The sequence below is a fragment of the Thermococcus sp. genome (assembly GCF_026988555.1).
Classification (GTDB): domain Archaea; phylum Methanobacteriota_B; class Thermococci; order Thermococcales; family Thermococcaceae; genus Thermococcus.
Map to the genome: position 1 here is coordinate 19,629 of NZ_JALSLB010000027.1, position 22,075 is coordinate 41,703.

A 22,075-nucleotide genomic window follows, 5' to 3' on the forward strand; every position below is an offset into this window, starting at 1 on the left:
TTTAGATAGCTCGCAGAATATGGATGAAATGACTAAAAAAGTACTACAAATTGAGGAAAGGGCTAAAACCTGTTGGGCCGAGTGGATACGGTGAGCGCCGTGGAGCCAATGATTTACAGGGTACCCCATGAAGAAGTTAGGGCGATCCTGGAGAAGATCCCCGGATACGGATTGATCGGGGTTGACGTTGAGAACGAGGCGTCGTTGATGGACGACATGCTGGCCTCGGAGAAGGATAGGATCGGGTACGCCCGCAAGAAGGTGACCGAAAACGGAGCCGACTCGGCAATCTTTCTTGTAAAGGACGATACCGGAATCCTCACCATAAATATTGGAGACGTTATAACGATCCGGATAAGGATAAGGGGACATAGAAGGTTCTTAAACGATCTCGGCCTGAGGAGGGAGGGGAATGGAACTGATAAAACAGGGTGCTGAGGCGAGGATATACAAAGCGGAGTTCGGGGAGCTGTATTTCCCGTGGGATGACGAAAAGGTCATCGTAAAGGATCGCATTCCAAAGCGCTACCGCATAGAGGAGATCGACAGGAAGCTCAGAAAGGAGCGGACGGTTAGGGAGGCGAGGATACTCCACAGAGCAAAGGAAGCTGGGGTGAACTGTCCGTACGTTTATGAAGTCGATACACTGAACATGAGAATCGTCATGGAGTTCATCAATGGGAAGAGGATGAAGGAGCTCCTTGAGGAGGTTCCGATGGACGAGCGTCTCTCCCTCTGCAGGGAGATCGGCCGTCAGATCGGCAGACTGCACGAAGCTGGACTAATGCACGGCGATTTGACAACGAGCAATATGATACTCCGCGGGGAAAAGGTTTACCTTATAGACTTCGGTTTGGCGGACTTTGACCCCACCCTGGAGGCCCAGGGCGTCGATCTGCATCTCCTAAGGCGGGCCATGGAGAGCACGCACTACACGTGGTTTGAGAGAGGCTTTAAGGCGGTTCTGGAGGGCTACGCCGAGGTTCGCGGCGAGGAGGCCCGGAGAGAAATAGAGGCAAAAATCGATGAGATAGAAAGCCGCGGTAGGTACCGGGAGAGGAGCTGGGTGGGGTAAGTTCAATATATCAAGCCAAAAAGGAAGAGCGGAATCCTGCCGTTTCCGGTCAGCAGTCCATCCATGGCTATGTAATCCGGCCTCTGATATCTCCTCTTCTTCTCACCACCAACTTCTATTGTCCAGTCTCCAACTTTAAAGTCCGCGGTTTTTTCACCCCGCTTTCCCTTTAGGTAGCACGGCTGGGAGATCCACCTCACGTGGTTCACGAAGAACTCTTCCCTCAAAGCACCCAAATGGACACTGAAGCCCTTTTTTGCAAAGAACATCCTGAGTGGAACGGTAAGGTAGAGCTTTGGTTCCTTTCTTACGCTACCGCAGGGCTGGAGGGTGTATAGCAAACCTGCCTTGGAGAGGTCCTCAACGAGCCTTATGGCCATGTTCTTTGAGACGTCCAGCTCCTTGGCAATTGAGGAATAATTCACCTCAAAGGGAGCAGATTTAGCCACGAGATAGAGCAGGCGGTATGCATCTGTCTCGTACTTCACGCTGATTTCCCTCAGCGCGGATAGGTCCTCGAGTATAACCTTTCTAACTGAGTTTTCAATGGCATCGTAGAATCCGCTCCCGGGATAGAGTACCTCTCCCCTTTCCATATACTCCATCCAGAGAGCGTGGGGTCCATGTACATCTGTGTCATGTCAAACGGTCTGGAAATCACTTCTTCCATTGAGTGAACGGGGATATCCATACCCTTTTGTATGTTCGGCCACTCCCTAAACGATGCCGGCGGCAGCTCCTTCAGTACGACCCTGTGGGATAGATCCGGCCCGGAATGCAGATATCAATGGTAAATAAACCGGAAAAGGATATTCTAACCTCATGTTCGTCGTACAGAGTTTTTACGTCTTCCTCCCAGTCGGGTTTTCTATGGATTTCGTCTATGAAGACGTTCCTGTATCCGAGGCTGGAGAAAGCCTTGACAACCTCGTAGAGGGGGAAAGGCTTTATAAGCGTGGAATCCACAGAGAAATATGTACTCTTCTCCGTTTCTATGGCAAGCTGGAGCATTAAAACCGTTTTGCCAACGCCCCGAATTCCTTTGGATGCCGACGTAGTATTCCCCGTCTATTCTTTTTAGTTTCGGGTAAAGAAAGCGCTTCTTTGGAAATTTTTTCGCCCGCGCCATCAACCGCCGGCTCGTTGCTACCAGGGAAGTTAATATTCTATCCCCCATGATACCCCCTGCGCGTCGTTTTTTACAAACCTTATCCCTACGTGAGGACGATATGCATGCATTTCGTCACCACGTAAGGACAAAGTGCAGAGCTCACTCCTGCCTGAACGCCCTCAGAACCCTCTCAAATATCTCCCTCTCCTTCCCGCGCTTCCTCCTCGCGAGGCTCTCCACTATTAGCTCGGGGGTGCTACGCCCGAGTTTTCCAAAGACAGGCTGCCTGTCAACGATAAGGTTAAGGTCATCATCAAGGCCCTTCGCCTCTATCCCATCGACCCTCGCGAATGGAAGCTCCTCCCCCAGTTCCCCGCCTAGATGGGAGACTATAACAACGTAGAAGCTACGCTCATATGCTATCTTGAGGAGCCCCCCGATTATCCTCACCGCAGCACCGGGCTCCGTTATCGCCTCAAATTCATCTATCAGGATAAGCTTTCTCTCGGAGCGCTTTTTCCTTGAGTTCCGCAGGGCCCTTACGAAGGAACGCAGGGCAGTTTCAAAGGTACCGGCCCCATAGCTGCTCCTCTTCCGCCTGAAGAAGAACAGCCCGTCAAGGGGCTCGATCCACGCCCTCTCCGCCGGAACCGGAAAACCCATATGGGCTAGAATTTCTATCTGTGTTATCAGCTCCAGGAGACTGGTCTTCCCACCACTGTTGGCACCGGTGAGGATAACAACGCTCTCGCCGCGGACGTTCTCCGAGCCCGAGACTGAAAAACCATCGGGTACATCTCCAACGACGTGGCTGACCGGCTGCGGGTTCTCGATAAAGAGGTGCCGGCCGTTGACAAACGCTATCCCCCCATCCGACAGTTTGGGAAAAGAAAACCCACTGGTGAACTCACTAACTGCCAAAAGGAAGTCGAGCTCGTGGACCCTCTCAAGCTCCCCCCTGAGTCTCGGCAGCAGGGGCCTAATCTCATCAAGCACCTCACGGCTTTTAAGGTAGATCCCAACCTTCAGCTCACGTTCGAGCTCCTCCCGGAGCAGCTCCACCTCCTCCGGGGGAACGGTTACCGGATAAAGCTCCTCACGCGGGAACAGTTCAACTGTAACGCCCAACTTTTCGCTCAGCTCGTTTTCAACCTCGTTTATCAGCTCAAGTATTTCGTTCTCAACATCACCAAAGTGCCGGAATATGGCCCCGTAGTTTCCTGCCCTGAGCTCCCCAAGGAAGTCGAGTAGCTCCTTTCCGCTTAGCGTCAGGCTGAACTTTTCGAGCTTTTCCGCTATCCTCTCGTTGAGCCCGCGCTCCTTCTCGGCTATCAACTCCTCCAGACCGTCGAGGAGCTTCCGTCTTTCCATCATCTCTTTAATTTCGCTCAGCTCACGGAGGATTTCCGACGCTACGCTTCCCTCTCCCCTCAATTCGCCTATCCTCGCCAAGGCTCCCAGCGTCTCCTGGTTCTCCCAAAGGGGCATGATATAGAGTTCCGGCACTATCTGGGACGGTGTCAGTTCCACGTCGATTCCATACCCAACGGTGCTCAGCACCAGCGAGTAACCTTCTACATCCTCAAGGTTTGTGGACACTTCGCAGAGGCCCAGGTTTTTGGCCCTTTCGAGCTCGTCATCATCGACTATTAGAATCCTGTCGTGGAGGTAATCGCGACGGAACTTTATCGGTTTGACATTAGCTATCTCTCCCTTTAGTTCTGGCCGGAGGTTAGATAGGTTTTCCCGGAAATAGGCCTGCCTGCGAAGAATCTCTTCCACCTCAGGTGTAGGTTCAAACTCGTCGAGAATGTGCAAACTCCCAGGCAGGACTAACCTCCTTTTTATCTCCTCCCTGATTGAGCGATATACTGCCTTTGCCTCTGGGTTGAGCTTGAGCGCCATCGTTAAGGGGATGTTTAAAATGGCTAAAAAGGTATCCTTTGCCACAACCTTAAAAGTTATAAATGCCGAGCGTAACCCAATGACGATAGCATCGGGTGATTGCCATGGTTTTCAAGCGATTCTTCAATCCAATCTACTTATTCTACTGGCTGGAGCTTACGGAGGGAGATGCCGAATTGGCTCTTCAGAGCTTTAAAAATAGGGGGCTCGTGTTCACAGGATTGAAGGAACCATGGAACCCGAACTTGAGATCGAATCCTTTCTCGCCTCCAGCTTTGGGAAGTATGTTTACCTCATATGAGTGAAGAAAACATCATGGAACGGAAGTGGCGGCCACAGAGTTACCTTGTGAGGGACGAAAACGGCCTCAAAAGGCTCATCGTCAAGGAAATTTCCCCTTTCAGGACACTCCCCTGGAAAACCCTCTATCTGGTCCTGTGGATTGGGCTATGGTTCCTCCTATGGGAAAATTCACGGGAGTTTCATGGCCACAATGGTGTTTTGAGCAATAAGCTTTGATTCCCTCTCTGGAAGACGTTGTCCACTACATTACGATCGGTTACTGCAACCGATGACTTTCAACCTTCCAACGAACTCATCCCTATCCATACAGGGCCCATTCCTTTTGAGCATCACCGCGGCGACCTTGTAGTTCCCTTTTCCGATAAACCTGCAGGCTTTTTCAGGCTCATCAACGAGCCTCGCAACTGCGTAAGTTATACCTTCGAGCTCGATGTAGTCTATGACCGTGTCCTGAAAGCCCGTAAAGATTACAACGCACTTCCTGTTCGGGTCAAATGGTTCCAAATCCCCATCTATCAAAGGGAGTCTCTTAACTGTGCACTCCTCCGGAAACTCGTGGGCCTTGAGTCTTCTAACCAGTTCGGGCATCTCCCCCTTTTCTCAAACCTCTCAAGCTCCTCCTCCGGAACCTCAACCGGCTTCATCGAGTAGCAGAGGAACTCCTCATCGTGGAACATCATGTAGGTTCCGTCCTTAAGGAACATGAAAGCTACCCTCTCACGCGGAAGGTCGAAGATGTAACCCGATCTGCTCTTTTTAACTGAGTACATCGTCACCACCGGGCCCAATTTGATGGGCCACTTATAACCATTGCTGGTCATTTCTGTTTAATCTTTTCCACGACGTGAACGTCTTCAATCCTCGTCAGTGGGTACTGGCCGTTCTCGTCCTTTTCAACGGCCTTGACCATGTCCCATATCGTCAGCAGGGCAACGGTTACACCCGTTAGGGCCTCCATCTCAACCCCCGTCTTGTAGTATGCGCGGATCTCACAGGTCGCCTCGATGTAGTCCTCACCGAAGTCGAAGGTTATGTCAACGCCCGTGAGAGGTATCGGGTGGCAGAGTGGTATGAGTTCCGGGGTTTTCTTGACGGCCAGTATTCCTGCGATCTGGGCGGTCGCTATTACGTTGCCCTTCTTCGTCTTTCCAGCTTTGATAAGCTCAATTGTTTCCGGTTTCAGCCTGATCCTGCCTTTGGCTACCGCCCTCCTGAAAACCATGTCTTTGTGCCCGACCTCGACCATCTTGACGCCCTTCTCATCGACGTGTGTGAGTTCCTTCATCGTGAAGCCCCCGCTTTGAATAAAAAGAAGGTATCAGCCCTTGGCAACGCCCATCGGCCTCATCCTTGCCACGAGGTTAGCTATGCCCGCCCGGTGGACGACGTTGACGACGTTGTCGACGCTCTTGTATGCACCGGGAGCCTCTTCGGCAACGACCCTGAGAGAAGCCGCACGGATGTAGATGCCCCTCCTCATGAGGTCGTTTCTCAGTCTGTCGCCGCGGTACTGCCTCGTTGCGGCTTTTCTGCTCATCAGCCTTCCCGCACCGTGGCACGTTGAGCCGAAGGCCTCTCTCATTGATCCCTCCGTACCGGCCAGAACATAGCTCGCGGTCCCCATTGAGCCCGGAATCAGGACGGGCTGGCCGACGTCGCGATACGCTCTGGGAACGTCCGGATATCCCGGCGGAAAAGCCCTCGTCGCTCCCTTCCTGTGGACGACCACCTTAACCCTCCGTCCATCAACCTCGTGCTCCTCAAGCTTGGCTATGTTGTGGGCGACATCGTAAACGATGTTCATCTCCATGTCCTCCGCTTTTCTCTTAAAGACCTCTTCAAAGCTCTCCCTGATCCAGTGGACTATCATCTGCCTGTTTGCCCAGGCGAAGTTTGCCGCCGCTTTCATCGCGCTGAAATACCTCTGCCCCTCTTCGCTCTGGAACGGAACGCTCACAAGCTCACGGTCCGGCCAGGGGACGCGGTATCTCCTTGCAGCCTTCTCCATTATCCTCAGGTAATCGCTCGCAACCTGATGGCCCAATCCCCTGCTTCCGGTGTGCTCCATCACAACGACCTGTCCCTCGAAGAGGCCGTAAGCTTTAGCTATCTTCTCGTCGAAGATTTTATCAACCACCTGAACCTCTAAGAAGTGGTTTCCGGAGCCGAGGGAACCGAGCTGCGGAGCGCCTCTCTGCTTCGCCTTCTGGCTGACGGCCTCTGGATCTGCTCCCTCCATTCTGCCTCCTTCCTCAAGGTGCTCAAGATCCTCCTTCCAGCCGTAGCCGTTATCAACTGCCCACTTGGCTCCATCGGCCAAGACGTCATCGAGCTGGCTCCAGTGGAGCCTCACGCGGCCTTTGCTGCTGAGGCCACTTGGAACGTTTTTGAAGAGCGTATCGACGAGCTCCTTTATCTTCGGTCTTACCTCTTTCTCGGTCAGGTTGGTTCGGATTAGCCTGACGCCGCAGTTGTGGACAACTACGCCATTGGCTATGAAGTTGTGGGTCCTGTGATAGACACCGATGTCGTAGAATTTCTCATAGTCCGGCCTGACTCTCTCGACCTTGACGACCTTCTCCGCCACGAAGCCACCTTCGTAGCCCCTATCCTCTGCAAACTCTTCGAACGCTGGAAAGTCCTTCGGGACGCGTGGTTCCTTTTTGCCTTCGTAGATTGCCCTCTCGACGAAGCGTCTGTTCACGGTGTCTTTGACCCTGAGATAAGCAAGCTCAATTCTTCCGGTCTCTGCATAAACTTTTCTCGCGGTTTCAGCGGCTTTCCTCCTCCCGGCCCTGGCGTGCCCCTTTAAGAGGAGGTATGCGTAGGCGATCAGACCTTTTGCCTTCTTTTCAAGGTCATACTCGTAGTTTACCCTTCCGAGGAAGTTTCTAACGCTCTCCTCACCAACGAGGGCGAGCCTGTATGTGATGCCCTTCTTTGACTTAACTGGGTATACTGTTGTTCTAACGCCGAACTCGGCAAGAAGCTTTGCTACATCTCCCATGAACTTCCTAAGGCTTTCCTCAAGCTCTTCGACCTTTGACTGGGTAAGGTTTATGGGCAACGGAGTAACGCCTTTGAACTCAACTATACTGCCGTCAGCCGCGAACAGTCCCGCCAGGAAGTTCCTCTTTATCCAGAGTGGGGCTTCCTTAATCCACTCCGGAATGGTATAAGGCTTCTCGGCCTTCCTGCCCCTCGGCATGCCGAGCTTCTCCATGAGGAAGGCAAAGCTCCTAGAAGTTATCCTTAGCTCGGCGGAGATGCTTTTACCGCTGTATGAACCACTCACCGTTTCGATGCTGTAATCCCTCTTCCTGACGTATAGGTTCGCATTGATCCCAAGCATTTCAAGGTCTTTTTTGAGCTCCCTCAGGGTTTCCTCCCTTCCATAGAAGCTTAGGTAAAGCCTCCCATCCATCTCACCGAGGTGACCGTCGCCAAGGGCAAAGCCAAGGATTCTCGCGAGGGTTCCTATCTTTGGATCCTCCCAGCGAAGCGGTAGAAGACCTTTCTCCCTCAGGAACATTATCACCTGTTTATCTAAACCGTCAAAGTCCTTTTCATCAAGGAGAACGCCCTTTCTCTCCTCGAACTCCACGCCCTCGAACGGATAGACGATGACCATGTCCCCCTCTCTGACGTTCCTAAGGTAAACGTAGCCCTCTGGTGTCAAAACAGGATGGTCCTTACTGCCCTCGATAACTTTTCCGGACTCTGTGGTTATCCTGACGGCGAGCTCTCCGGGCTCGACTTCCCTCTCTGCCACGAAGGACACTCTTGAAAAATCGTTGTGGCCCTCATCGATGTTGTAAACCCTCAACCCCTGAAGTTTGAACTTCTCCGGCATTTCTTCAACCTTAACCCAGTAGCCATGCTCGGTTAAAACTTTCGAGCCCGGAGCAAGGCAGTTGATATCGTAGCCCACTCCTCCGGGGCTTATTATTCCCTCTTTGGCATCAAACGCTGCAACACCGCCAATTGGGAAGCCATAGCCCTGATGGCCATCCGGCATGACTATCGAGTACTTATATATTCCCGGGAGCATGGCAACGTTTGCCGCCTGCTCAAGCGTCCTATCCGAGCGCATCTTCTCTATCAGAACATCATCCGCATAAACCCTTCCCGGAACGCGCATTCGTTTGTCATACTTCGGGATCTCCCACCTTATCCTGTCAATTCTCTTCAGCGGAACCATCCTCTCACCCCATCTTAGATTACCCTGAAGTTATTTAAAGCTTAAGCTGGCCATTCAATCTCCCTGAGATGTCTTACCCTTTCCTCTATTGATGGGTGGTAGTTGAGCAGATTGAACCACTTTCCTGTTCTCTTTGGAGTCAGGTTTACCTCGGCAAGCTTTTCGAGGGTTCTTATGACGGTTTTCTTTCCAACGACCTCTGCCGCGAACTCATCCGCCTTAAACTCGTTTCTCAGCGAGATTCTTCCCTGAATGATTACAAAGTAAATGACGTATGCGACACCAAAGGCTCCGAAGAACACCGCAGGGGATAGAATATCCACGCCGAGCTTTATCAGGGCAAAAACTACGCCCATCCAGAAACCAAACCAGCCAATTGCAACGAGAAGGTTTATCCAAAGGTGTTTCCCCTTAATATGGCCTATCTCGTGGGCTATCACTGCCTTGATCTCCTCCGGCTTAAAGGTTTCGAGCATGTATTCCGTAACGAAGATGTACCTCGCGAAGGGAAGTATCCCAGTGACCCCGGCGTTTGCTATCCTGTACTCTTTCTTTCCGGTCACCCTTATGTCCTTCACTCTGAAGCCAAGGCCTTCGCAGAACTTCAGAAGTTCGCTCCTCATGGGCTCGGGCATCGGTTTCGGTTTGCTGAAGAACCTCGTGAGATAGGGCGAAAGCGCGAAGAAGGCAATGATATAAACCACGAAGATGCCAAAGCTCGCGGGGGTGCTGTTCCTAACCCTATCAGGAAGGGCCGTATAGATGGCGAGCCATATGATTCCCGGAAGAAGAATAAAGGCGAAGGCTTTGAGGATTCCCTTGACTATTTCCAGGGTTCTGATGCTCAATCCTTTCTCTCTGATTTCAATTTTTGAGGCAGCGAGTATTGTGAGTGCAATTGAAATCAGCAGGGGAGCAATAAGAATTCCCATAAAAATCAGGGCACCAAAAAACGGGCTGGAGATGTGCTCGGCGAGGGGTTCCATAACCTTTCCAATGATTCCCAACCCGATGACGGGTGGAAAATAAACTCCAACCGCGAGAAGGGTGCAGAACGTTATTCCCCTAACTCCCTTGTACATCTTTTCGTCGTCTGGAATGTCGCTCCCCAAAATTCTTTTTGTGTAAAGTTTCATAACCAGCGGCGGCACAACGACGGTTAACGCGGAAATTATGATGAAGGTGAGGAGCCAGTGCATACATCATTCACCCCCTTGGACTACCCCGGGGCTATCATGGGAGTCCCCAATCCCAGCACATACTTGTTCCATGTCACCCCAGGACTTCATTGAATCCCCTCTCAATGATGCCTCCTGGGATTGTATTCGGTTAGTATGTATGTTAGAACAAAGAGAAGGGCTCCGCTCCAAGTTATAACCCATCTCATGCTGAAGATTCCAAGCAGAATCAGCAGAGCCCCAGCAAGAAGCCCCGGATTCTCTATTAGTTTATCCAGATTCATCTTCGGTCACCCAATGCTCAGGAAAGTGCCATTTACAATTTGTGAGAAATTTTTCAATTAAAAAATTTTTGGTTCAACTCTGGAAATGCTTCTCACTCAATCCTTAGCCTCCTCTCCTTAGGGATGTAGTTGTGCACCCTGCCTCCCCTCAACTTACCCGTTCCGAGGTAGTAACTTCCCCACTTCAGGATAACCCACCCCTCCAGCTCTGCATTAACCTCGATGTCCTCCCCGCTCAGGTAGCGCCTCGCCCTCTCGTCGTCGAGCTCGACGACGTTCTTGGTCGCTTTTGGCCCGACGAGGAAAGAGCCCTCTATGCTCAGCCTTATCCCATCCGCTTCGATCCTCCCGAAGTATATTCCCCTGTCTGTCCTGACTTTGGGGTCAAATCCGCACGGCCGGTATGCGTATATCTTCCTGCTTCCCCGGATTTCATAAATCAGCCCGGGGGCATGGCCAAACTGCTCTATCAAAGCCCTTCTCACGGCTTCACTATCTTCGCCACGAAGAAGGCCTCGCTGTCGTTGTCCTGCGGGTGCAGCCTGAGGCATTTGCTCACCTCCTCCGAGTATTTCCTCCCCTCAAACTCAAGAACCGGCTCGCTTGATTTTAGGGGAAGCTGAATCCTCTCAATCTCCGCATCCGTTTTCTTCAGGAGGTAATCCACCACCTCCTCATTTTCAATCGGGTCAATCGTGCATGTCGAATAAACCAAAACACCGCCGGGTTTTAACGCCCTGTAGGCGGCAAGAATAAGTCTTTTCTGGATGTTTGAGTATCTCAGAGCTGTTTTAAGCTGCCACTCCCTCAGGAACCTGAAGCTCTTCCTCACCATTCCGACGCTTGAGCATGGCGCATCGAGGAGAATCCTGTCAAAGGTGTTATCGAACCTCCCGAAATAGCGGCCGTCCTTTATCGTGACCCTCGCATTCAGCACCCCCATCCTGTTAAGGTTTGCTATGAGGACATTTACGCGTCCCTTCTTCATGTCATTTGCAATCAGGCAGCCTCCGTTCTTCATGTACTGTGCCATCTGACCGGTCTTTGAACCCGGCGCGGCGGCCATGTCGAGGACCAGCTCACCCGGCTTCGGATCGAGGACAACTGGAGGTATCATGGAACTCGCTTCCTGGCCGAAGATTAGGCCAAGACCATGCTCAGGAACGCCAGCGAGGTTGTCCGAATTTATAAAGAAACCCTCCTCGACCCATGGAACCGGTTCAAGCTCGAACTCCTCGCTAAGCCTCTCAACGACCACATCAAGAGGCGCCTTGAGGGTGTTGACCCTTATGCTCTGCCGCAGGGATCGAATTATGAACTCCCAGAACTCGTCGGTATCTTCGAGCAGGGAGTAGCGCTCGTAGAATTTACGGTTTGCTTCACGCACGATGTCTCTCGCACTCATGAAACCACCTCATATGTCCGGAACAAGCTGCGCCATCCACCTGCCATCTGGCAATTTCTCAATCCTCATTTCGTGGTAGGTTATCGCCTTCACCTCTTCCTTTGGCTCGTGCCTTTCGTAGTCGAGGGGTTCACCACACACCTTTGCCTTAAGCCAATAGCCGTTTTCGTTCTCCTGCATCTGAACTCTAACATCCCCAAAGACCAGCCCCTCCATGTCGTGGAGCACGAGAAGCTCCTCAAGGAAGCTGTAGAGGAGCGCCATCAGGTCCTCGCCCTCAACTTCAACCTCTCGGCATTCTCTGCTCTTCACCTTCCTTACGTTGACCATCACGTCAAAGAGCGCCAGCGCAACGGCCTCAAAGGCCCCCCTCAGGGTATCACCGTACCCCCTGATACCAACATCAGCGGTGTGCTCGTAGTGTTCCCAATTCCGCATACCTCCACCCCCAGAAGGCTTATAGGGACGGAGGTTTATTAGCCTACGGGTGAGAAAATGAGGGAGACAACGCCTCGGAAAATAATCGAGATGAAGGGTAAGGAACCGGTAGTTATGGTTACTGCTTACGATTACCCCTCGGCTCTGATAGCCGATAGAGCCGGGATGGATATAATCTTCGTCGGTGACTCACTGGGGATGGTGGTTTACGGAGAGGAAAACACGCTGAACGTCACGATGGAGCAGATGATCCTCCACACCAGGGCGGCCTCAAAGGCCGTCAGGAGGGCACTCGTTCTGGCGGACATGCCCTTCGGGAGCTATGAAGTGGACACCGAGGATGGTGTCAGAAACGCGGTTAGACTCATACAGGCCGGGGCGGACGCGGTGAAGATCGAGGGCGGTTACGATCACCGAAAGCTCGTGAGGAAGCTGGTTCGCATGGGCATTCCCGTTATGGGGCACACTGGTCTAACACCACAACGCTACCTCCGCCTGGGTGGATACAGGCTCATGGGCGAAGCCGAAGAGGAGATCGAGGAGATCCTCCGCGACGCCAAGGCACTGGAGAGGGCTGGGGCCTTCGCGGTAGTCATCGAGTTCACACTGGCGGACGTTGCGAAGCTCGTAACCGAAGAGGTCTCAATACCCACCATCGGAATTGGGGCCGGCCCCTATGTCGATGGACAGGTTCTCGTCTGGCACGACCTCCTTGGAATATATGATAACACACCCCCGTTTGTGAAGAAATACGCCGATATTGGTTCAATGATTCAGCTTGCCCTAGAGAACTACCGCGAGGATGTTAAAGGGCTCCAGTTCCCGGGCAGGGAGCACTACTGGGAATACCTCGACAAGAACGACTTTGAGAGAAAGAAACGAAGAGTTCTTGAAAGGCTGGAAGAGGAAGGGCTATGACCGGGGGAAAGAGAATAAGCATTGTCGTACCCGCGTACAATGAAGAAAAGCGGCTTCCGGAGGTCCTCAAGCGGGTACCTGATTTCGTCGATGAGTTAATCGTTGTCGACGACGGCAGCACGGACGGAACTTACAGTACTGCCCTTAAGATGGCGGAGGAGGATCCGCGTGTGGTGCCGATCAGGCTTGAGGAGAACTGTGGTAAAGGTTGTGCCATGAGGGAGGGAATTAAACACGCAAGGGGAGACGTGGTAGTGTTCATGGATGCCGACGGACAGCACCTCCCGGAGGAGATAGGTAAACTCGTGGGACCAATAGTGCAGGGAGAAGCGGACGTTGTTATCGGGGCACGGAGGCTTGAGGTACAGGGAAAGCGACCCATCCACCGACGGCTCAGCAACATGATCACCACACGGTTGCTCAGACTGAAGCTTGGAACGTACGTGTACGACACTCAAAGCGGTTTCCGGGCATACCGAAGGGAATTCCTACCTAGAATAGAGAGCAGCAGGTATGAGGTCGAGAGTGAGATGCTGATAAAAGCTGTCAAAATGGGGGCCCGCATAAGGGAAGTACCCGTGAGCATGGTATACGGGGTTGAAACCGGCCATTTCAAGGTTGAGGATGTTTTCAGATTCTTGTACGCCCTCATCAAGTTCTGAGTCGCTTTTCATCTTTACAGCGCCCACGATCCCTGACACCGGGAGTGAAGAGGTGATGAAACTGCCCCGTACCCCTTACCCCACCACTTCCTCTTAAAAAATCCCCGGAAAATCATTAGAACTTCTACAAATCCCTATAGTCACAGAAATCCGGGTAAATTCCCCCTCTCTTGGAGTTTGTTCAATTTAATGGACATGTTACAGATTATGAAGATATAAGTAATAAAAAACAATAAAATTAAGACTTAAAGTCACAAGATTTAAATACAGTGATAACAAGATTACAATGGGGGGGTAGGGATGGCAGCGACAACCACTAGGGTCCTTAAGACAAAGAAAGCAGAGGTGTTTGGGTTCACGATTCTACTCATCGGGGCTATTCTCATATCCACCATATTATTGGGGGCTTCATACAGCTCCCAGAGGAAAATCGTGATACCCCCAGGAGGATACTACGTGTACAAACTAAGCGGACACGAATGGAGTATGATACAATTCTCCATGAGGTCGAATGAGCCGGTGACCGTATGCATCACAGACGAGACGGGATTTAGAATACTAAAATCCGGCGACGGGGCCCTGTGTTTATTCAAAGTAGACGGTGCCACTCGTATAGATAAAGTCTGGAGGTTTCCCAAGAACGGTCCAATGTACATGGTGATAATCCCAGACTCAAAAGAGGACCCCGTTTCAATCTCCCTCCGTGTGAAGGGCGGGCTGATTCTGTGGTGAGCTGCAATGGGGGGATAGTCCACGAGGGCTTCTTCCGAAGTAAGGGATTTGAGAAAGGGACGAAGATTGTGGAGCCGGGAGCGGGATTTGAACCCGCGACCTGCGGATTACGAGTCCGCCGCCCTGCCGAGCTAGGCTACCCCGGCACGACCGATGCATTGGAGGTAGGCTAGGTTTATAAGTTTTTCCCGGCCTTCAAACCTAAGGTTTAGGGGTGTGGATGGCGAGAAGTAGCACCGATAGGCCCACAAGGAGCCCAACCACCGTCACCCGCTGGATGTGAGAAACCCCCATCTCCCTGATGCTCTCCGGTACTTTAAGCGTGTGTCCACTGGTGACTTTCACGATGATGAAAGCAAGCAGGATACCCGCCACTGCGTCGTATACCCAGTGATGCCCCAAGAGAACCGTCGCAAAGGGTATCATCAGGTTCAACAGAATCAGGAATTTTGCCCAAATTTTATCCCTGTGGTGCCATATAGTCAGCAGATTTATCATCGCAACGGTGTTGTGAAGTGAGGGAAAGACGAACTCCTGCCGGGTGAGGTAGGTGTTGTCCAGGTAGAATCCGGGGATGTGATAGACGTAGTGGGGGGCATAAACGTGGAAGATTGAGTAGATCAACCCGCATGAAACATAGGCCAGCAGGTACCTCACGGCAAGCTCATCGGATGCCTTTAAGTCCCTCCAGTAAATCAGCATGAAAAAGACGGTGAGGGCTATCGAACCCGTGAAACCGATGTAGTACGTTACCCTCAGGGTGATGTAGAGGGGAGGAATGGAGTGGGTGAACCGTACCACGGAGAGGACAAAGGACTTCGAGGTGAGCGGCAACCTCAGGAGCTCCTGGGTTACGTTCCTGCTGTGGTTTTGGATGAGCCCGTAGGCGACGGTAAACGCGATCCATCCAAGGTACAGTAGAAGAAGGACGTTCAAACGGACCAATACCTCTTTGTCGTTAAGCGAGGACTTCACCACCCGAGCAGTGCTGGCAAGCACGTCCTTCACCCTTCCCGCCATTTCTGATCAACCGCTCCAACTTATCGAAGGTTATATTTAAACTTTTCTGAGTTGTACTGTGACATGTCAACAATTTTAACGGGCTTCATCTATCCGATTAGCCCTTGTTCACAACCTTTTTATGGGTTCCGGTGTAACGTCCCCCGGTGAGTGAAATGGAAGCAGTTGTCCCCAACTTTGGGAGAATCTCATTTAAGAATGTACTTTTTGACCTCAACGGCACTCTGGGGGAAGAAGGGCATTTAGAGGGGGAGGTTAGACGTCTCATTGAAAGGCTCGCGGATAAATACACGGTCGTCGTTCTGAGCGCGGACACCTTTGGAACGCTGGAGGAGGAGTTTAAAGGACTTCCCGTGAGGATTGAGAGGGTTTCCAGCGGCACTGAGAAAGCCATGATAGCCGAGGGCTACAAACCCTACGCCGCGGTCGGAAACGGCAACAACGACGTGGCCATGCTCGAAGGTGCAGAGCTTGCTTTCTGTGTGATAGGGCCGGAGGGAGCGAGCATAGATGCTCTCCTGGCGAGCGACGTAGTGGTGAGGGACGTTAAGGACGCCATAGGCATGCTCCTCGATGAGAAGAAGCTCACAGCGACCCTGAGAGGGTGAACTATGGACTACAGAACGCTGAAGGGTATCGGAACGGCGGAGCTGGTGATCAAGAAGTCCGTCTTCATAGGCTACGCCTTGCCAGCGAAGACGGAAGAAGAGGCCAAGGCCTTCATCTCAAAAATCAAGGCCCACCACAGCGATGCAACGCACAACGTCTCCGCATACCTCATCAACGACGGAAAGAACTTTGCGGTTCGCTACGATGACGACGGCGAGCCCAAAGGCTCTGCCGGAAAACCGGTTCTCAAGGTAATCCAGAATAAAGGTCTCAGTAACGTTGTGGTCGTCGTTACCCGCTACTTCGGTGGCATACAACTCGGCTACGGGGGTCTGATTAAGGCGTACAGCGATGCGGCCAGTTTGGCCATTGAGAACGCGGGTATAGTCGAGGTTTACGAGACGGAGCGCTTCCAGGTTGCATTACCCTACAGCCTCTTTCACCCCGTCAGAGAGACCGTTGAGAATTCCGGCGGGAGGGTCGTTGGGGAAGAGTACGGCGAGCTGGTAACCTTCACCGTCGAGACGAGAAAGGGGGAGGCGGAAAAGCTGATGGAGCTTTTGACGGAGAGGACGAGAGGGAGGGTTAGACTAAGGTCCCTCTTCATGAGCTCGTTTGAGGGCAACCTTTAAATTTACACGGTATGTAATTTACATGGGGTGTAAATTACATGGGGTGTAAAAACTTCTTCCGAACCAGACCGGTGATGGAGGAGGAATGTCTCTGGGGAGAGGGCCACAGAAAGACCGTTGAGAGCCTTCTCAGAGCAGTTCTCCGGGGCAATGCTGCGGTTCTTCTCGGTCCGAGAAGAGTTGGAAAAACGAGTGTGGTCAGTGTGATGGCAGAAAAGCTACGGAGAAAAAGGGGACACCACTACGTCTATTTCAACTTCTCCCGATTCCTCGGGTCGAAGGCGATTTCAATATCGGATATAGAACCCAAGAGAACATCGCTGAAGATGATAACGACGAGCAAGAGCTATACACTATCTCTCAGGGGCCTCAGCGTGGAGGTGAGAAAAACGAGCATCGAGGAGTTCAGCAGGGACTTTTCAAGGCTGGTCAGGGTATTGTCTGAGAACGCCAGGCTGGGTGTTTTGATATTCGACGAAGCCCAGGTCTTAGCGAGACTGAAGAACCTCGACTTTAGAGGGCTTTTGCAGGAGATAACGGACAGCTATCCGAACATCTCCCTCGTTTTCACAGGTTCAATGCCGGGCATGCTGGTTGAATACCTGAATCCAAGCGCCGAAAGGCCCAACTTCATGCGCTCGGCGGAAATCTTTACCCTTCCAAGGTGGAGCATCAGTGAGGGAAAGGGCTACCTCATGGAGGGGTTCAGAAGTTACGGAATAAGCCGGGTGAACGAGCTGGAGCTCTCAAGAGCCGTTGAAGAGCTGGGGGGAGTTCCGGGATTTGTCTCCCACTATGGCATCACGGTCGTCAACTTCGTGAGGGATGGAAAAAGCCCGGAAGAAGCTCTTCCAATGGCACTTATGGAAAGCAGGAGGTATGCGCTTGAGGAATGGCGGAAGGATATAGAGGCCTTTCTGAACGTCTACAACAGTACGGTTTACATGGGGATCCTCAGAGTCCTTGCCGGGGCTTATCCCAGCGCCCTCAGGGGGGCCGAAATCTACAGGAGGCTTCAATCCATAGGTCTTGCTCCTACCAGGGTACAGCACGTTTACAAATACCTCGAAACGCTGGAAAAGGCGGGCTTCGTTCGTTCATCGGAAAAAAGGTACTGGGTTGAGGATCCACTCCTCCGGGAGGCAGTTAAAAGATTCAGCACCCCTTGAAGCCCTCCCCTTTATTTTCCAGAACCTTTTCCCACACCCTTATCGCTGTCCACTTGTCAAGGAACTCATTGAAGGTGCCGCACTTCGGTGAGAGCGTGCACACGGGACAGCCATCTTTACATGGGCAGGAACGGAGGTGCTCTAAACTCTTCTCCATCAATTTTTCGGCGTTCCCATAGATTATCGGAACTAAACCACTTCCCCCTTCGTTCCCGTCGTAGATGAAAACAACCGGCCTTCCAGCGTGAGGCAAACCAGGAAAGCTCGCGTAGCTGTAGCCTCCGAGCTCCCTGCTGTCAATGTAGGTGAAGATGGGGGCGATTTTTATCATGTTGTGCTCTATCGCATGCAAAGCGGAGCCGATTCCGTCCTTGCTGTCGACCATCTTCTTTATAGCAAAGGCCAGCTCCTCGTCGCTGATTCCGAGCCTCTGGAGGGCATCACCTATTGTTTTCCTTATGACGTGGGTGGTAGTCCCGAGGTAGAGCGGAAAGAGCTTTCTCCGGTCGAGGTCGCTGTAGAGGGTGAAGGCGAGGTCTTCAGAGCCTTTCTCGACGGCAACATCGAAGAACTCCTTGAACTCCTCGGAAGCAGCTTCCCTTATCGAGTCCGGAAAGACGAGCCATATTCCTTCGGTCTCAAACTCCCTGACGTGTGGCTCCTCGAACTCGACCTTCGCGAACTTCTCCCAGTTGAGGATCGAGTAGTCCCCTTCATCAACCCTCTCGCCGGTCATCGGGGAATATATTTCGGCTCGAAGGATTCCGCTTTCCTTCAGCTTGAGAAGTTCTTCCACGTAGTTCCCTGTGTCGGCCCCCTTGACGGCGAATCCGGTGTAGACGTGCCTGACCCTCAGCCGGCCGAGATGAATCTCCACTCCCCTGTAGGTTTTCTTCTCCCCCCTTTCCAGTATCTCGACCTCTTCCCTCTTGGCCGCGAAGGTCTCAACACGCCAGAAGCGGTTAAGTTGCCTTGCGAAGACGAAGTGAAACTTTCCGAGGGAGAGTCTATCCATGGCCATGTAGAGCTCTCCCCGCGAGAAGTAGGCCATTCCCGGAAGGAGAGAGCGGTGATACTCGTTGGAATCGACCTCCTCGATGATGTAGCCCTTGAGCTTGAGCCAGTTGGTGAAGTTGAGGAGCTCCCTGAGTGAGGACTTCTCTATCAGCCTGTCCCGTATCCATGGCTCGTCTTTGACGAGGAAGAAAGTCTCATCGCTCGCCGTCCTCAGGGAGGAGTAGCTGAAGGCCGGCTTTCTGAGGCGGACTTCAAGTTTGCCCGTGAGCGGATTTCTCTTCAGGTCCGACTTCCGTTCGATAACGAGCCTCTCCACGACTTTCCTCTCGAACTCGTCAAGCTCGTCCCAGTCGACTATTCCCAGCTCCGTGAGGAGGTAGTGGAGGTGCTTCTCGGCTATGCGGTCGTTCTCCAGGTTGACCGGCATGTATTCGATTATACCCCTCCCCAGCCTCTCAACGAGCTCGTCGAAGTGTTCCCTGTAGTAGTAGTCGAGACCGTTCTTCCTGAGGACTATGGCGTTCAAAGCTTCCCTATCGGCACTCCTCCCGGCCCGGCCGAAGCGCTGGATGAGGGAGAAGAGCCCGTCGGGTGGGATTCCGTAGTTCACCACCGCATCGAGGTCGCCGATGTCTATGCCGAGCTCGAGGGCGTTGGTCGTCAGGAGAACAAGCAGTTTGCCGTCCTTGAAGTCCCGTTCTATCTCCCATCGGACGTTCCTGGGCAGGGTTCCCTTGTAGGTGGTCACCTTCGAGAAAGCCGTTGAACCGAGGAGGAATCGGAGGAGCTTTTCGGTTCCCCTTCTGCTGTCGAAGAACACAAGCGTCTTGACCTTCTCCCAGGTGAGGCGCTCGACCACCGCCCGGAGGAGCTGCCTCTCGTCGAGGTTTTTGGGTTCGAAGAGGACGAGATATCTCCTCGGAAAGGGGTTGGTGGCACCGCTTATCGCCCCAAATTCCTTCCTGAAGAGCTTCTCCGCGAAATCCCTCGGGTTCCTCAGCGTTGCCGAGAGCGCTATGATCTGGGGCCTTGCTCCAAGTTTCCTTAGCCTGAAGTCGAGGCGGCGGAAGAGGTACGCGAAGTTGCTCCCGAAGACGCCCCTGTAAACGTGAAGCTCGTCAACGACCAGGTAGCGGAGGTTTCTGAGGAGCCACTCGTAGTCCCTCCATCTCCTCAAAATGTTGTAGTGGAGCATGTCAGGGGTGGTGAAGATAACCCTTGGTCTCTCGCGGATTAGGGTTTTCCTCTCCTCCCATGGGACGTCGCCCGTCAGAACCCTCGCGCTCACGTGTTTTCCGGTGAGGCGGTAGAAGACGAGGTTCTGGATGGAGAACTTTTCGAGCTGATTGTTTATGAGGGCCCTCGTGGGGTATATGAGCAGATAAGTTGCGCGGGGATTGGAGAGGTAGGAATCAAAAATGGCCAGCCGGAATATCTCGCTCTTGCCGCTGGCCGTTGGTGTTGTAACGACGATGTTCTTTCCAGTGTAGAGGCTCTTGAGGGCCTCGACCTGGTGGTGGTAGAGGGAAAAGCCGAGCTCTTCGAGGAGTTCGTTTACCTCCGGGTTGTCGAATCGGAATTCCCCGAATTCGCCTTCCTTTGGGGGAAAAACGTGAACCCTCGCTATCTCGGACTTGAGGGGCTTGAACGTCTCAAAGAGGGACATGAAAAGTTGGTAACGGGGAAAGGCTAAAAACCTAACCCCTGGGATCCCCGACGCCCCTCCCCTCAATGAACTCCCTGTGGTACTCGTCGAGGGTCTTCCTAATGGTCCGTCCTATCTTCAGGTAGTCCACCTCACGCAAGTTGGCCAGTGAAACCCTGGCTGAAGGATGGGGCACGTCAAAGCCTTTACCTGGAAGGAGAACGACACCCGCCTCCCTGGCGAGACGGGCTATGAACTCCTCCGGCGGGAAATTCTTGATGAACCATCTGCTAAACTCCCTCCCGTAGAGGCGCTCCGCGAGAGCCTCAGCGTCCAGCAGGGTGTAATAGTACGCGTAGTTCTGAAGGCTCAAGGGCTCAATGCCAAGCCCCCTGTAGAGGGCCTCATAACGGCGCCTCAAGATGTGCTTCACCGCTTTCTTATATTCCTCTTCCTCATCCATCAGGGCGTAGAGGGCGAAGAGCACCATCTGCACCTGTTGGGGCGTCGAAAGGCCTGCGGTGTGTCTCAGAGCAACGTTCCTGCTGTCAGCGACCAGCCTGTCCATGAACTTCAGCTCCCGTGGGTTGGGGGTTATCGGGGCATACCTCCCATCCAGCTCCCTCTTAATGTCCTCCGGTAGCCCTCTGATCAGTCGATCGACGACGTTGTCCCTGTGAAGGGCTATTACACCGAGGCGCCAGCCTGTCGCCCCAAAGTACTTGGAGAATGAATATACAAGTATCGTGTTGTGGGGCAGGATGGCGTAGAGGGACTTGAATCCGTCCACGAAGGTCGCGTAGACGTCATCGGTTATGATGATCAGGTCCCTCCTGTCTCCCTCAACCAGTTCTTTGATGCGATTCAGAGTGCCCTCGTCAAATTTGACAGAGGTGGGGTTTCCCGGATTTACGACGAAAAAGACCTTTATATCCGGATCGCGAAGTTTCTCAAGCTCCTCCCCAGGAATCTGGTAGCCCACCTCAGGATCGGCCCGAACCTCGATCTCAACGAGGCGGTAGGTGTCGAGTTTGGGTATCTCCAGGTAGGGGCTGAATATCGGGACTGCCAGGGCAACCTTGTCCCCAGGGTTGAGTATCTTGTTGGCACTGAGGGATTCGAAGAGATAAGCCATGGCCGCGGTTCCTCCCTCAACGGCGAAGAGCTCCGTCTCGTCGACGAGGGAGTACCCGAGGTCGTAACCGGCACCCATCTCCTTCAGCAGATACCTCACGACGATTTTTTCAATTATTCTGAGCATCCTTGGTGGAGAGGGGTAGTCGCAACCGAGGTAACCCTGAACCATCTCGTGTAGGAATTCGCCCGCCGAAAGGCCCAGGTAGTCCCTCACATAACTCACTGCAGAGTGCAGGAACCTTGTACCCCTCTCGTTCCAGTGGTTCCGTACGAATATCTCAAAGCGGGCCTCTATACCCTCCCTCTCGCAGTGGCCCCCTATAAGGTCACCCATGTACCCAAAGTGCCTCTCGGCCTCACTCAGCGCAAACCTCCCGAGCTGCAGAAAGGCGTACCTCGGTTCCAGGGCGAGGAAGTTTGGGTTTCCCCTACCTGCGTTCAGCATCACCCTCTCTGACGTCCTGCCCGCGAGTTTGATCAGCAGGTCTTTAAACTCAAATGGGCTGAGCTCCCCAAGGCTCTTAACATCCTCAAGGATGTTGCCCCCGTTGGTCCCATCGGATGAATCCATCGCCCGCACCTCCGTTAAAATCCAGTGACATGACGTAAGATTCCCGCAACCCTTTAAAACCCT

Annotated in this window: 24 protein-coding genes and 1 tRNA gene; 9 read left to right on the top strand and 16 right to left on the bottom strand. The window is 52.8% G+C overall.

Annotation, left to right across the window (positions count from 1 at the left end):
* Positions 1 to 90: 90 nt before the first annotated feature.
* On the top strand, positions 91 to 438 hold the full coding sequence (locus tag MVK60_RS03685; RefSeq protein WP_297436587.1) for a hypothetical protein: 348 nt from the start codon (positions 91 to 93) through the stop codon (positions 436 to 438).
* A complete protein-coding gene (locus MVK60_RS03690; RefSeq protein ID WP_297436589.1) occupies positions 413 to 1,075 on the top strand; it encodes a Kae1-associated kinase Bud32 in 663 nt (220 codons plus the stop codon). Before MVK60_RS03685 ends, MVK60_RS03690 begins: the two co-directional genes overlap by 26 nt.
* 2 nt (positions 1,076 to 1,077) lie before the next feature.
* On the opposite strand, the gene MVK60_RS03695 is transcribed toward MVK60_RS03690, so the two are convergent.
* The 3 genes from MVK60_RS03695 to MVK60_RS03705 all read right to left on the bottom strand — a co-directional run bounded on the left by MVK60_RS03695 (position 1,078) and on the right by MVK60_RS03705 (position 4,091).
* Positions 1,078 to 1,671: a hypothetical protein gene (locus MVK60_RS03695; protein ID WP_297436591.1), complete on the bottom strand. Its 594-nt coding sequence runs from the start codon at positions 1,669 to 1,671 to the stop codon at positions 1,078 to 1,080.
* Positions 1,672 to 1,816: 145 nt separating this feature from the next.
* A complete protein-coding gene (locus MVK60_RS03700; RefSeq protein WP_297436593.1) occupies positions 1,817 to 2,086 on the bottom strand; it encodes an AAA family ATPase in 270 nt (89 codons plus the stop codon).
* A gap of 259 nt (positions 2,087 to 2,345) precedes the next feature.
* Positions 2,346 to 4,091, bottom strand: a complete 1,746-nt coding sequence (locus MVK60_RS03705; protein ID WP_297436596.1) for an endonuclease MutS2 — start codon at positions 4,089 to 4,091, stop codon at positions 2,346 to 2,348.
* A 104-nt stretch (positions 4,092 to 4,195) separates the two neighbouring features.
* On the opposite strand from MVK60_RS03705, the gene MVK60_RS03710 reads away from it, so the two are divergent.
* On the top strand, positions 4,196 to 4,396 hold the full coding sequence (locus MVK60_RS03710) for a hypothetical protein (RefSeq protein WP_297436599.1): 201 nt from the start codon (positions 4,196 to 4,198) through the stop codon (positions 4,394 to 4,396).
* 244 nt (positions 4,397 to 4,640) lie between these two features.
* Here the strand turns inward: MVK60_RS03710 and MVK60_RS03715 are convergent, their stop codons facing one another.
* From MVK60_RS03715 to MVK60_RS03755, 9 genes are all read right to left on the bottom strand, one after another.
* Positions 4,641 to 4,982 carry a hypothetical protein gene (locus tag MVK60_RS03715; protein WP_297436601.1) on the bottom strand — a complete coding sequence of 114 codons (342 nt, stop codon included), beginning with the start codon at positions 4,980 to 4,982 and terminating at the stop codon, positions 4,641 to 4,643.
* Entirely contained in the window at positions 4,910 to 5,173 is a 264-nt protein-coding gene (locus MVK60_RS03720) for a hypothetical protein (RefSeq protein WP_297436603.1), read from the bottom strand. Before MVK60_RS03720 ends, MVK60_RS03715 begins: the two co-directional genes overlap by 73 nt.
* Positions 5,174 to 5,211: 38 nt before the next feature.
* Complete coding sequence (moaC, locus tag MVK60_RS03725) at positions 5,212 to 5,679, bottom strand: cyclic pyranopterin monophosphate synthase MoaC (RefSeq protein ID WP_297436605.1); 468 nt, start codon at positions 5,677 to 5,679, stop codon at positions 5,212 to 5,214.
* 33 nt (positions 5,680 to 5,712) lie between these two features.
* Positions 5,713 to 8,595, bottom strand: coding sequence for an intein-containing RctB family protein (locus MVK60_RS03730; RefSeq protein ID WP_297436607.1), 2,883 nt, complete (start codon positions 8,593 to 8,595; stop codon positions 5,713 to 5,715).
* A gap of 41 nt (positions 8,596 to 8,636) precedes the next feature.
* A complete protein-coding gene (locus MVK60_RS03735) occupies positions 8,637 to 9,794 on the bottom strand; it encodes a M48 family metallopeptidase (protein ID WP_297436608.1) in 1,158 nt (385 codons plus the stop codon).
* 101 nt (positions 9,795 to 9,895) lie between these two features.
* Positions 9,896 to 10,057: a hypothetical protein gene (locus MVK60_RS03740; protein ID WP_297436610.1), complete on the bottom strand. Its 162-nt coding sequence runs from the start codon at positions 10,055 to 10,057 to the stop codon at positions 9,896 to 9,898.
* A gap of 92 nt (positions 10,058 to 10,149) precedes the next feature.
* The gene (locus tag MVK60_RS03745) at positions 10,150 to 10,608 is read right to left on the bottom strand and encodes a hypothetical protein (protein ID WP_297436612.1); all 459 of its coding nucleotides are present in this window, start codon (positions 10,606 to 10,608) and stop codon (positions 10,150 to 10,152) included.
* The gene (locus MVK60_RS03750; protein ID WP_297436614.1) at positions 10,539 to 11,462 is read right to left on the bottom strand and encodes a tRNA (cytosine(49)-C(5))-methyltransferase; all 924 of its coding nucleotides are present in this window, start codon (positions 11,460 to 11,462) and stop codon (positions 10,539 to 10,541) included. The genes MVK60_RS03745 and MVK60_RS03750 overlap by 70 nt, the downstream gene beginning before the upstream one ends.
* A gap of 9 nt (positions 11,463 to 11,471) precedes the next feature.
* A complete protein-coding gene (locus MVK60_RS03755; RefSeq protein WP_297436616.1) occupies positions 11,472 to 11,900 on the bottom strand; it encodes an archease in 429 nt (142 codons plus the stop codon).
* A 57-nt stretch (positions 11,901 to 11,957) separates the two neighbouring features.
* On the opposite strand from MVK60_RS03755, the gene panB reads away from it, so the two are divergent.
* The 3 genes from panB to MVK60_RS03770 all read left to right on the top strand — a co-directional run bounded on the left by panB (position 11,958) and on the right by MVK60_RS03770 (position 14,212).
* Entirely contained in the window at positions 11,958 to 12,818 is an 861-nt protein-coding gene (gene panB / locus MVK60_RS03760) for a 3-methyl-2-oxobutanoate hydroxymethyltransferase (protein ID WP_297436618.1), read from the top strand.
* Positions 12,815 to 13,480, top strand: coding sequence for a glycosyltransferase family 2 protein (locus MVK60_RS03765; RefSeq protein WP_297436620.1), 666 nt, complete (start codon positions 12,815 to 12,817; stop codon positions 13,478 to 13,480). Before panB ends, MVK60_RS03765 begins: the two co-directional genes overlap by 4 nt.
* Before the next feature lie 300 nt (positions 13,481 to 13,780).
* Positions 13,781 to 14,212, top strand: coding sequence for a hypothetical protein (locus MVK60_RS03770; RefSeq protein ID WP_297436622.1), 432 nt, complete (start codon positions 13,781 to 13,783; stop codon positions 14,210 to 14,212).
* 69 nt (positions 14,213 to 14,281) lie between these two features.
* On the opposite strand, the gene MVK60_RS03775 is transcribed toward MVK60_RS03770, so the two are convergent.
* Positions 14,282 to 14,358 (bottom strand) — tRNA-Thr (locus MVK60_RS03775).
* 55 nt (positions 14,359 to 14,413) lie between these two features.
* Entirely contained in the window at positions 14,414 to 15,232 is an 819-nt protein-coding gene (locus MVK60_RS03780) for a phosphatase PAP2 family protein (RefSeq protein ID WP_297436624.1), read from the bottom strand.
* Positions 15,233 to 15,387: 155 nt separating this feature from the next.
* Here MVK60_RS03780 and MVK60_RS03785 point away from each other — a divergent pair, with 155 nt between their 5' ends.
* From MVK60_RS03785 to MVK60_RS03795, 3 genes are all read left to right on the top strand, one after another.
* The gene (locus MVK60_RS03785; RefSeq protein WP_297436667.1) at positions 15,388 to 15,840 is read left to right on the top strand and encodes an HAD family hydrolase; all 453 of its coding nucleotides are present in this window, start codon (positions 15,388 to 15,390) and stop codon (positions 15,838 to 15,840) included.
* A gap of 3 nt (positions 15,841 to 15,843) precedes the next feature.
* Positions 15,844 to 16,473: a YigZ family protein gene (locus MVK60_RS03790; protein WP_297436627.1), complete on the top strand. Its 630-nt coding sequence runs from the start codon at positions 15,844 to 15,846 to the stop codon at positions 16,471 to 16,473.
* A 74-nt stretch (positions 16,474 to 16,547) separates the two neighbouring features.
* Positions 16,548 to 17,642, top strand: a complete 1,095-nt coding sequence (locus MVK60_RS03795) for an ATP-binding protein (protein WP_297436630.1) — start codon at positions 16,548 to 16,550, stop codon at positions 17,640 to 17,642.
* On the opposite strand, the gene MVK60_RS03800 is transcribed toward MVK60_RS03795, so the two are convergent.
* Together MVK60_RS03800 and MVK60_RS03805 are read right to left on the bottom strand one after the other, a co-directional pair.
* Positions 17,629 to 20,325 carry a DEAD/DEAH box helicase gene (locus tag MVK60_RS03800; RefSeq protein WP_297436631.1) on the bottom strand — a complete coding sequence of 899 codons (2,697 nt, stop codon included), beginning with the start codon at positions 20,323 to 20,325 and terminating at the stop codon, positions 17,629 to 17,631. The two genes, MVK60_RS03795 and MVK60_RS03800, sit on opposite strands and share 14 nt — an antisense overlap.
* Positions 20,326 to 20,356: 31 nt before the next feature.
* Positions 20,357 to 22,012 (bottom strand): bifunctional aspartate transaminase/aspartate 4-decarboxylase, encoded by a 1,656-nt coding sequence (locus MVK60_RS03805; protein ID WP_297436633.1) that lies wholly within the window; start codon positions 22,010 to 22,012, stop codon positions 20,357 to 20,359.
* Positions 22,013 to 22,075 lie beyond the last annotated feature (63 nt).

Excerpts from the sequence above, each read along its gene's own strand:
- MVK60_RS03780 (WP_297436624.1), bottom strand. The coding sequence starts at position 15,232 with ATGGCGGGAAGGGTGAAGGACGTGCTTGCCAGCACTGCTCGGGTGGTG.
- MVK60_RS03690 (WP_297436589.1), top strand. The coding sequence starts at position 413 with ATGGAACTGATAAAACAGGGTGCTGAGGCGAGGATATACAAAGCGGAG.
- MVK60_RS03705 (WP_297436596.1), bottom strand. The coding sequence starts at position 4,091 with ATGGCGCTCAAGCTCAACCCAGAGGCAAAGGCAGTATATCGCTCAATC.
- MVK60_RS03785 (WP_297436667.1), top strand. The coding sequence starts at position 15,388 with ATGGAAGCAGTTGTCCCCAACTTTGGGAGAATCTCATTTAAGAATGTA.
- moaC (WP_297436605.1), bottom strand. The coding sequence starts at position 5,679 with ATGAAGGAACTCACACACGTCGATGAGAAGGGCGTCAAGATGGTCGAG.
- MVK60_RS03700 (WP_297436593.1), bottom strand. The coding sequence starts at position 2,086 with ATGCTCCAGCTTGCCATAGAAACGGAGAAGAGTACATATTTCTCTGTG.
- MVK60_RS03800 (WP_297436631.1), bottom strand. The coding sequence starts at position 20,325 with ATGTCCCTCTTTGAGACGTTCAAGCCCCTCAAGTCCGAGATAGCGAGG.
- MVK60_RS03795 (WP_297436630.1), top strand. The coding sequence starts at position 16,548 with ATGGAGGAGGAATGTCTCTGGGGAGAGGGCCACAGAAAGACCGTTGAG.
- MVK60_RS03715 (WP_297436601.1), bottom strand. The coding sequence starts at position 4,982 with ATGCCCGAACTGGTTAGAAGACTCAAGGCCCACGAGTTTCCGGAGGAG.
- MVK60_RS03770 (WP_297436622.1), top strand. The coding sequence starts at position 13,781 with ATGGCAGCGACAACCACTAGGGTCCTTAAGACAAAGAAAGCAGAGGTG.
- panB (WP_297436618.1), top strand. The coding sequence starts at position 11,958 with ATGAGGGAGACAACGCCTCGGAAAATAATCGAGATGAAGGGTAAGGAA.
- MVK60_RS03730 (WP_297436607.1), bottom strand. The coding sequence starts at position 8,595 with ATGGTTCCGCTGAAGAGAATTGACAGGATAAGGTGGGAGATCCCGAAG.
- MVK60_RS03695 (WP_297436591.1), bottom strand. The coding sequence starts at position 1,671 with ATGGAAAGGGGAGAGGTACTCTATCCCGGGAGCGGATTCTACGATGCC.
- MVK60_RS03740 (WP_297436610.1), bottom strand. The coding sequence starts at position 10,057 with ATGAATCTGGATAAACTAATAGAGAATCCGGGGCTTCTTGCTGGGGCT.
- MVK60_RS03745 (WP_297436612.1), bottom strand. The coding sequence starts at position 10,608 with ATGCCTCAGGCTGCACCCGCAGGACAACGACAGCGAGGCCTTCTTCGT.
- MVK60_RS03755 (WP_297436616.1), bottom strand. The coding sequence starts at position 11,900 with ATGCGGAATTGGGAACACTACGAGCACACCGCTGATGTTGGTATCAGG.
- MVK60_RS03790 (WP_297436627.1), top strand. The coding sequence starts at position 15,844 with ATGGACTACAGAACGCTGAAGGGTATCGGAACGGCGGAGCTGGTGATC.
- MVK60_RS03735 (WP_297436608.1), bottom strand. The coding sequence starts at position 9,794 with ATGCACTGGCTCCTCACCTTCATCATAATTTCCGCGTTAACCGTCGTT.
- MVK60_RS03765 (WP_297436620.1), top strand. The coding sequence starts at position 12,815 with ATGACCGGGGGAAAGAGAATAAGCATTGTCGTACCCGCGTACAATGAA.
- MVK60_RS03710 (WP_297436599.1), top strand. The coding sequence starts at position 4,196 with ATGGTTTTCAAGCGATTCTTCAATCCAATCTACTTATTCTACTGGCTG.
- MVK60_RS03805 (WP_297436633.1), bottom strand. The coding sequence starts at position 22,012 with ATGGATTCATCCGATGGGACCAACGGGGGCAACATCCTTGAGGATGTT.
- MVK60_RS03750 (WP_297436614.1), bottom strand. The coding sequence starts at position 11,462 with ATGAGTGCGAGAGACATCGTGCGTGAAGCAAACCGTAAATTCTACGAG.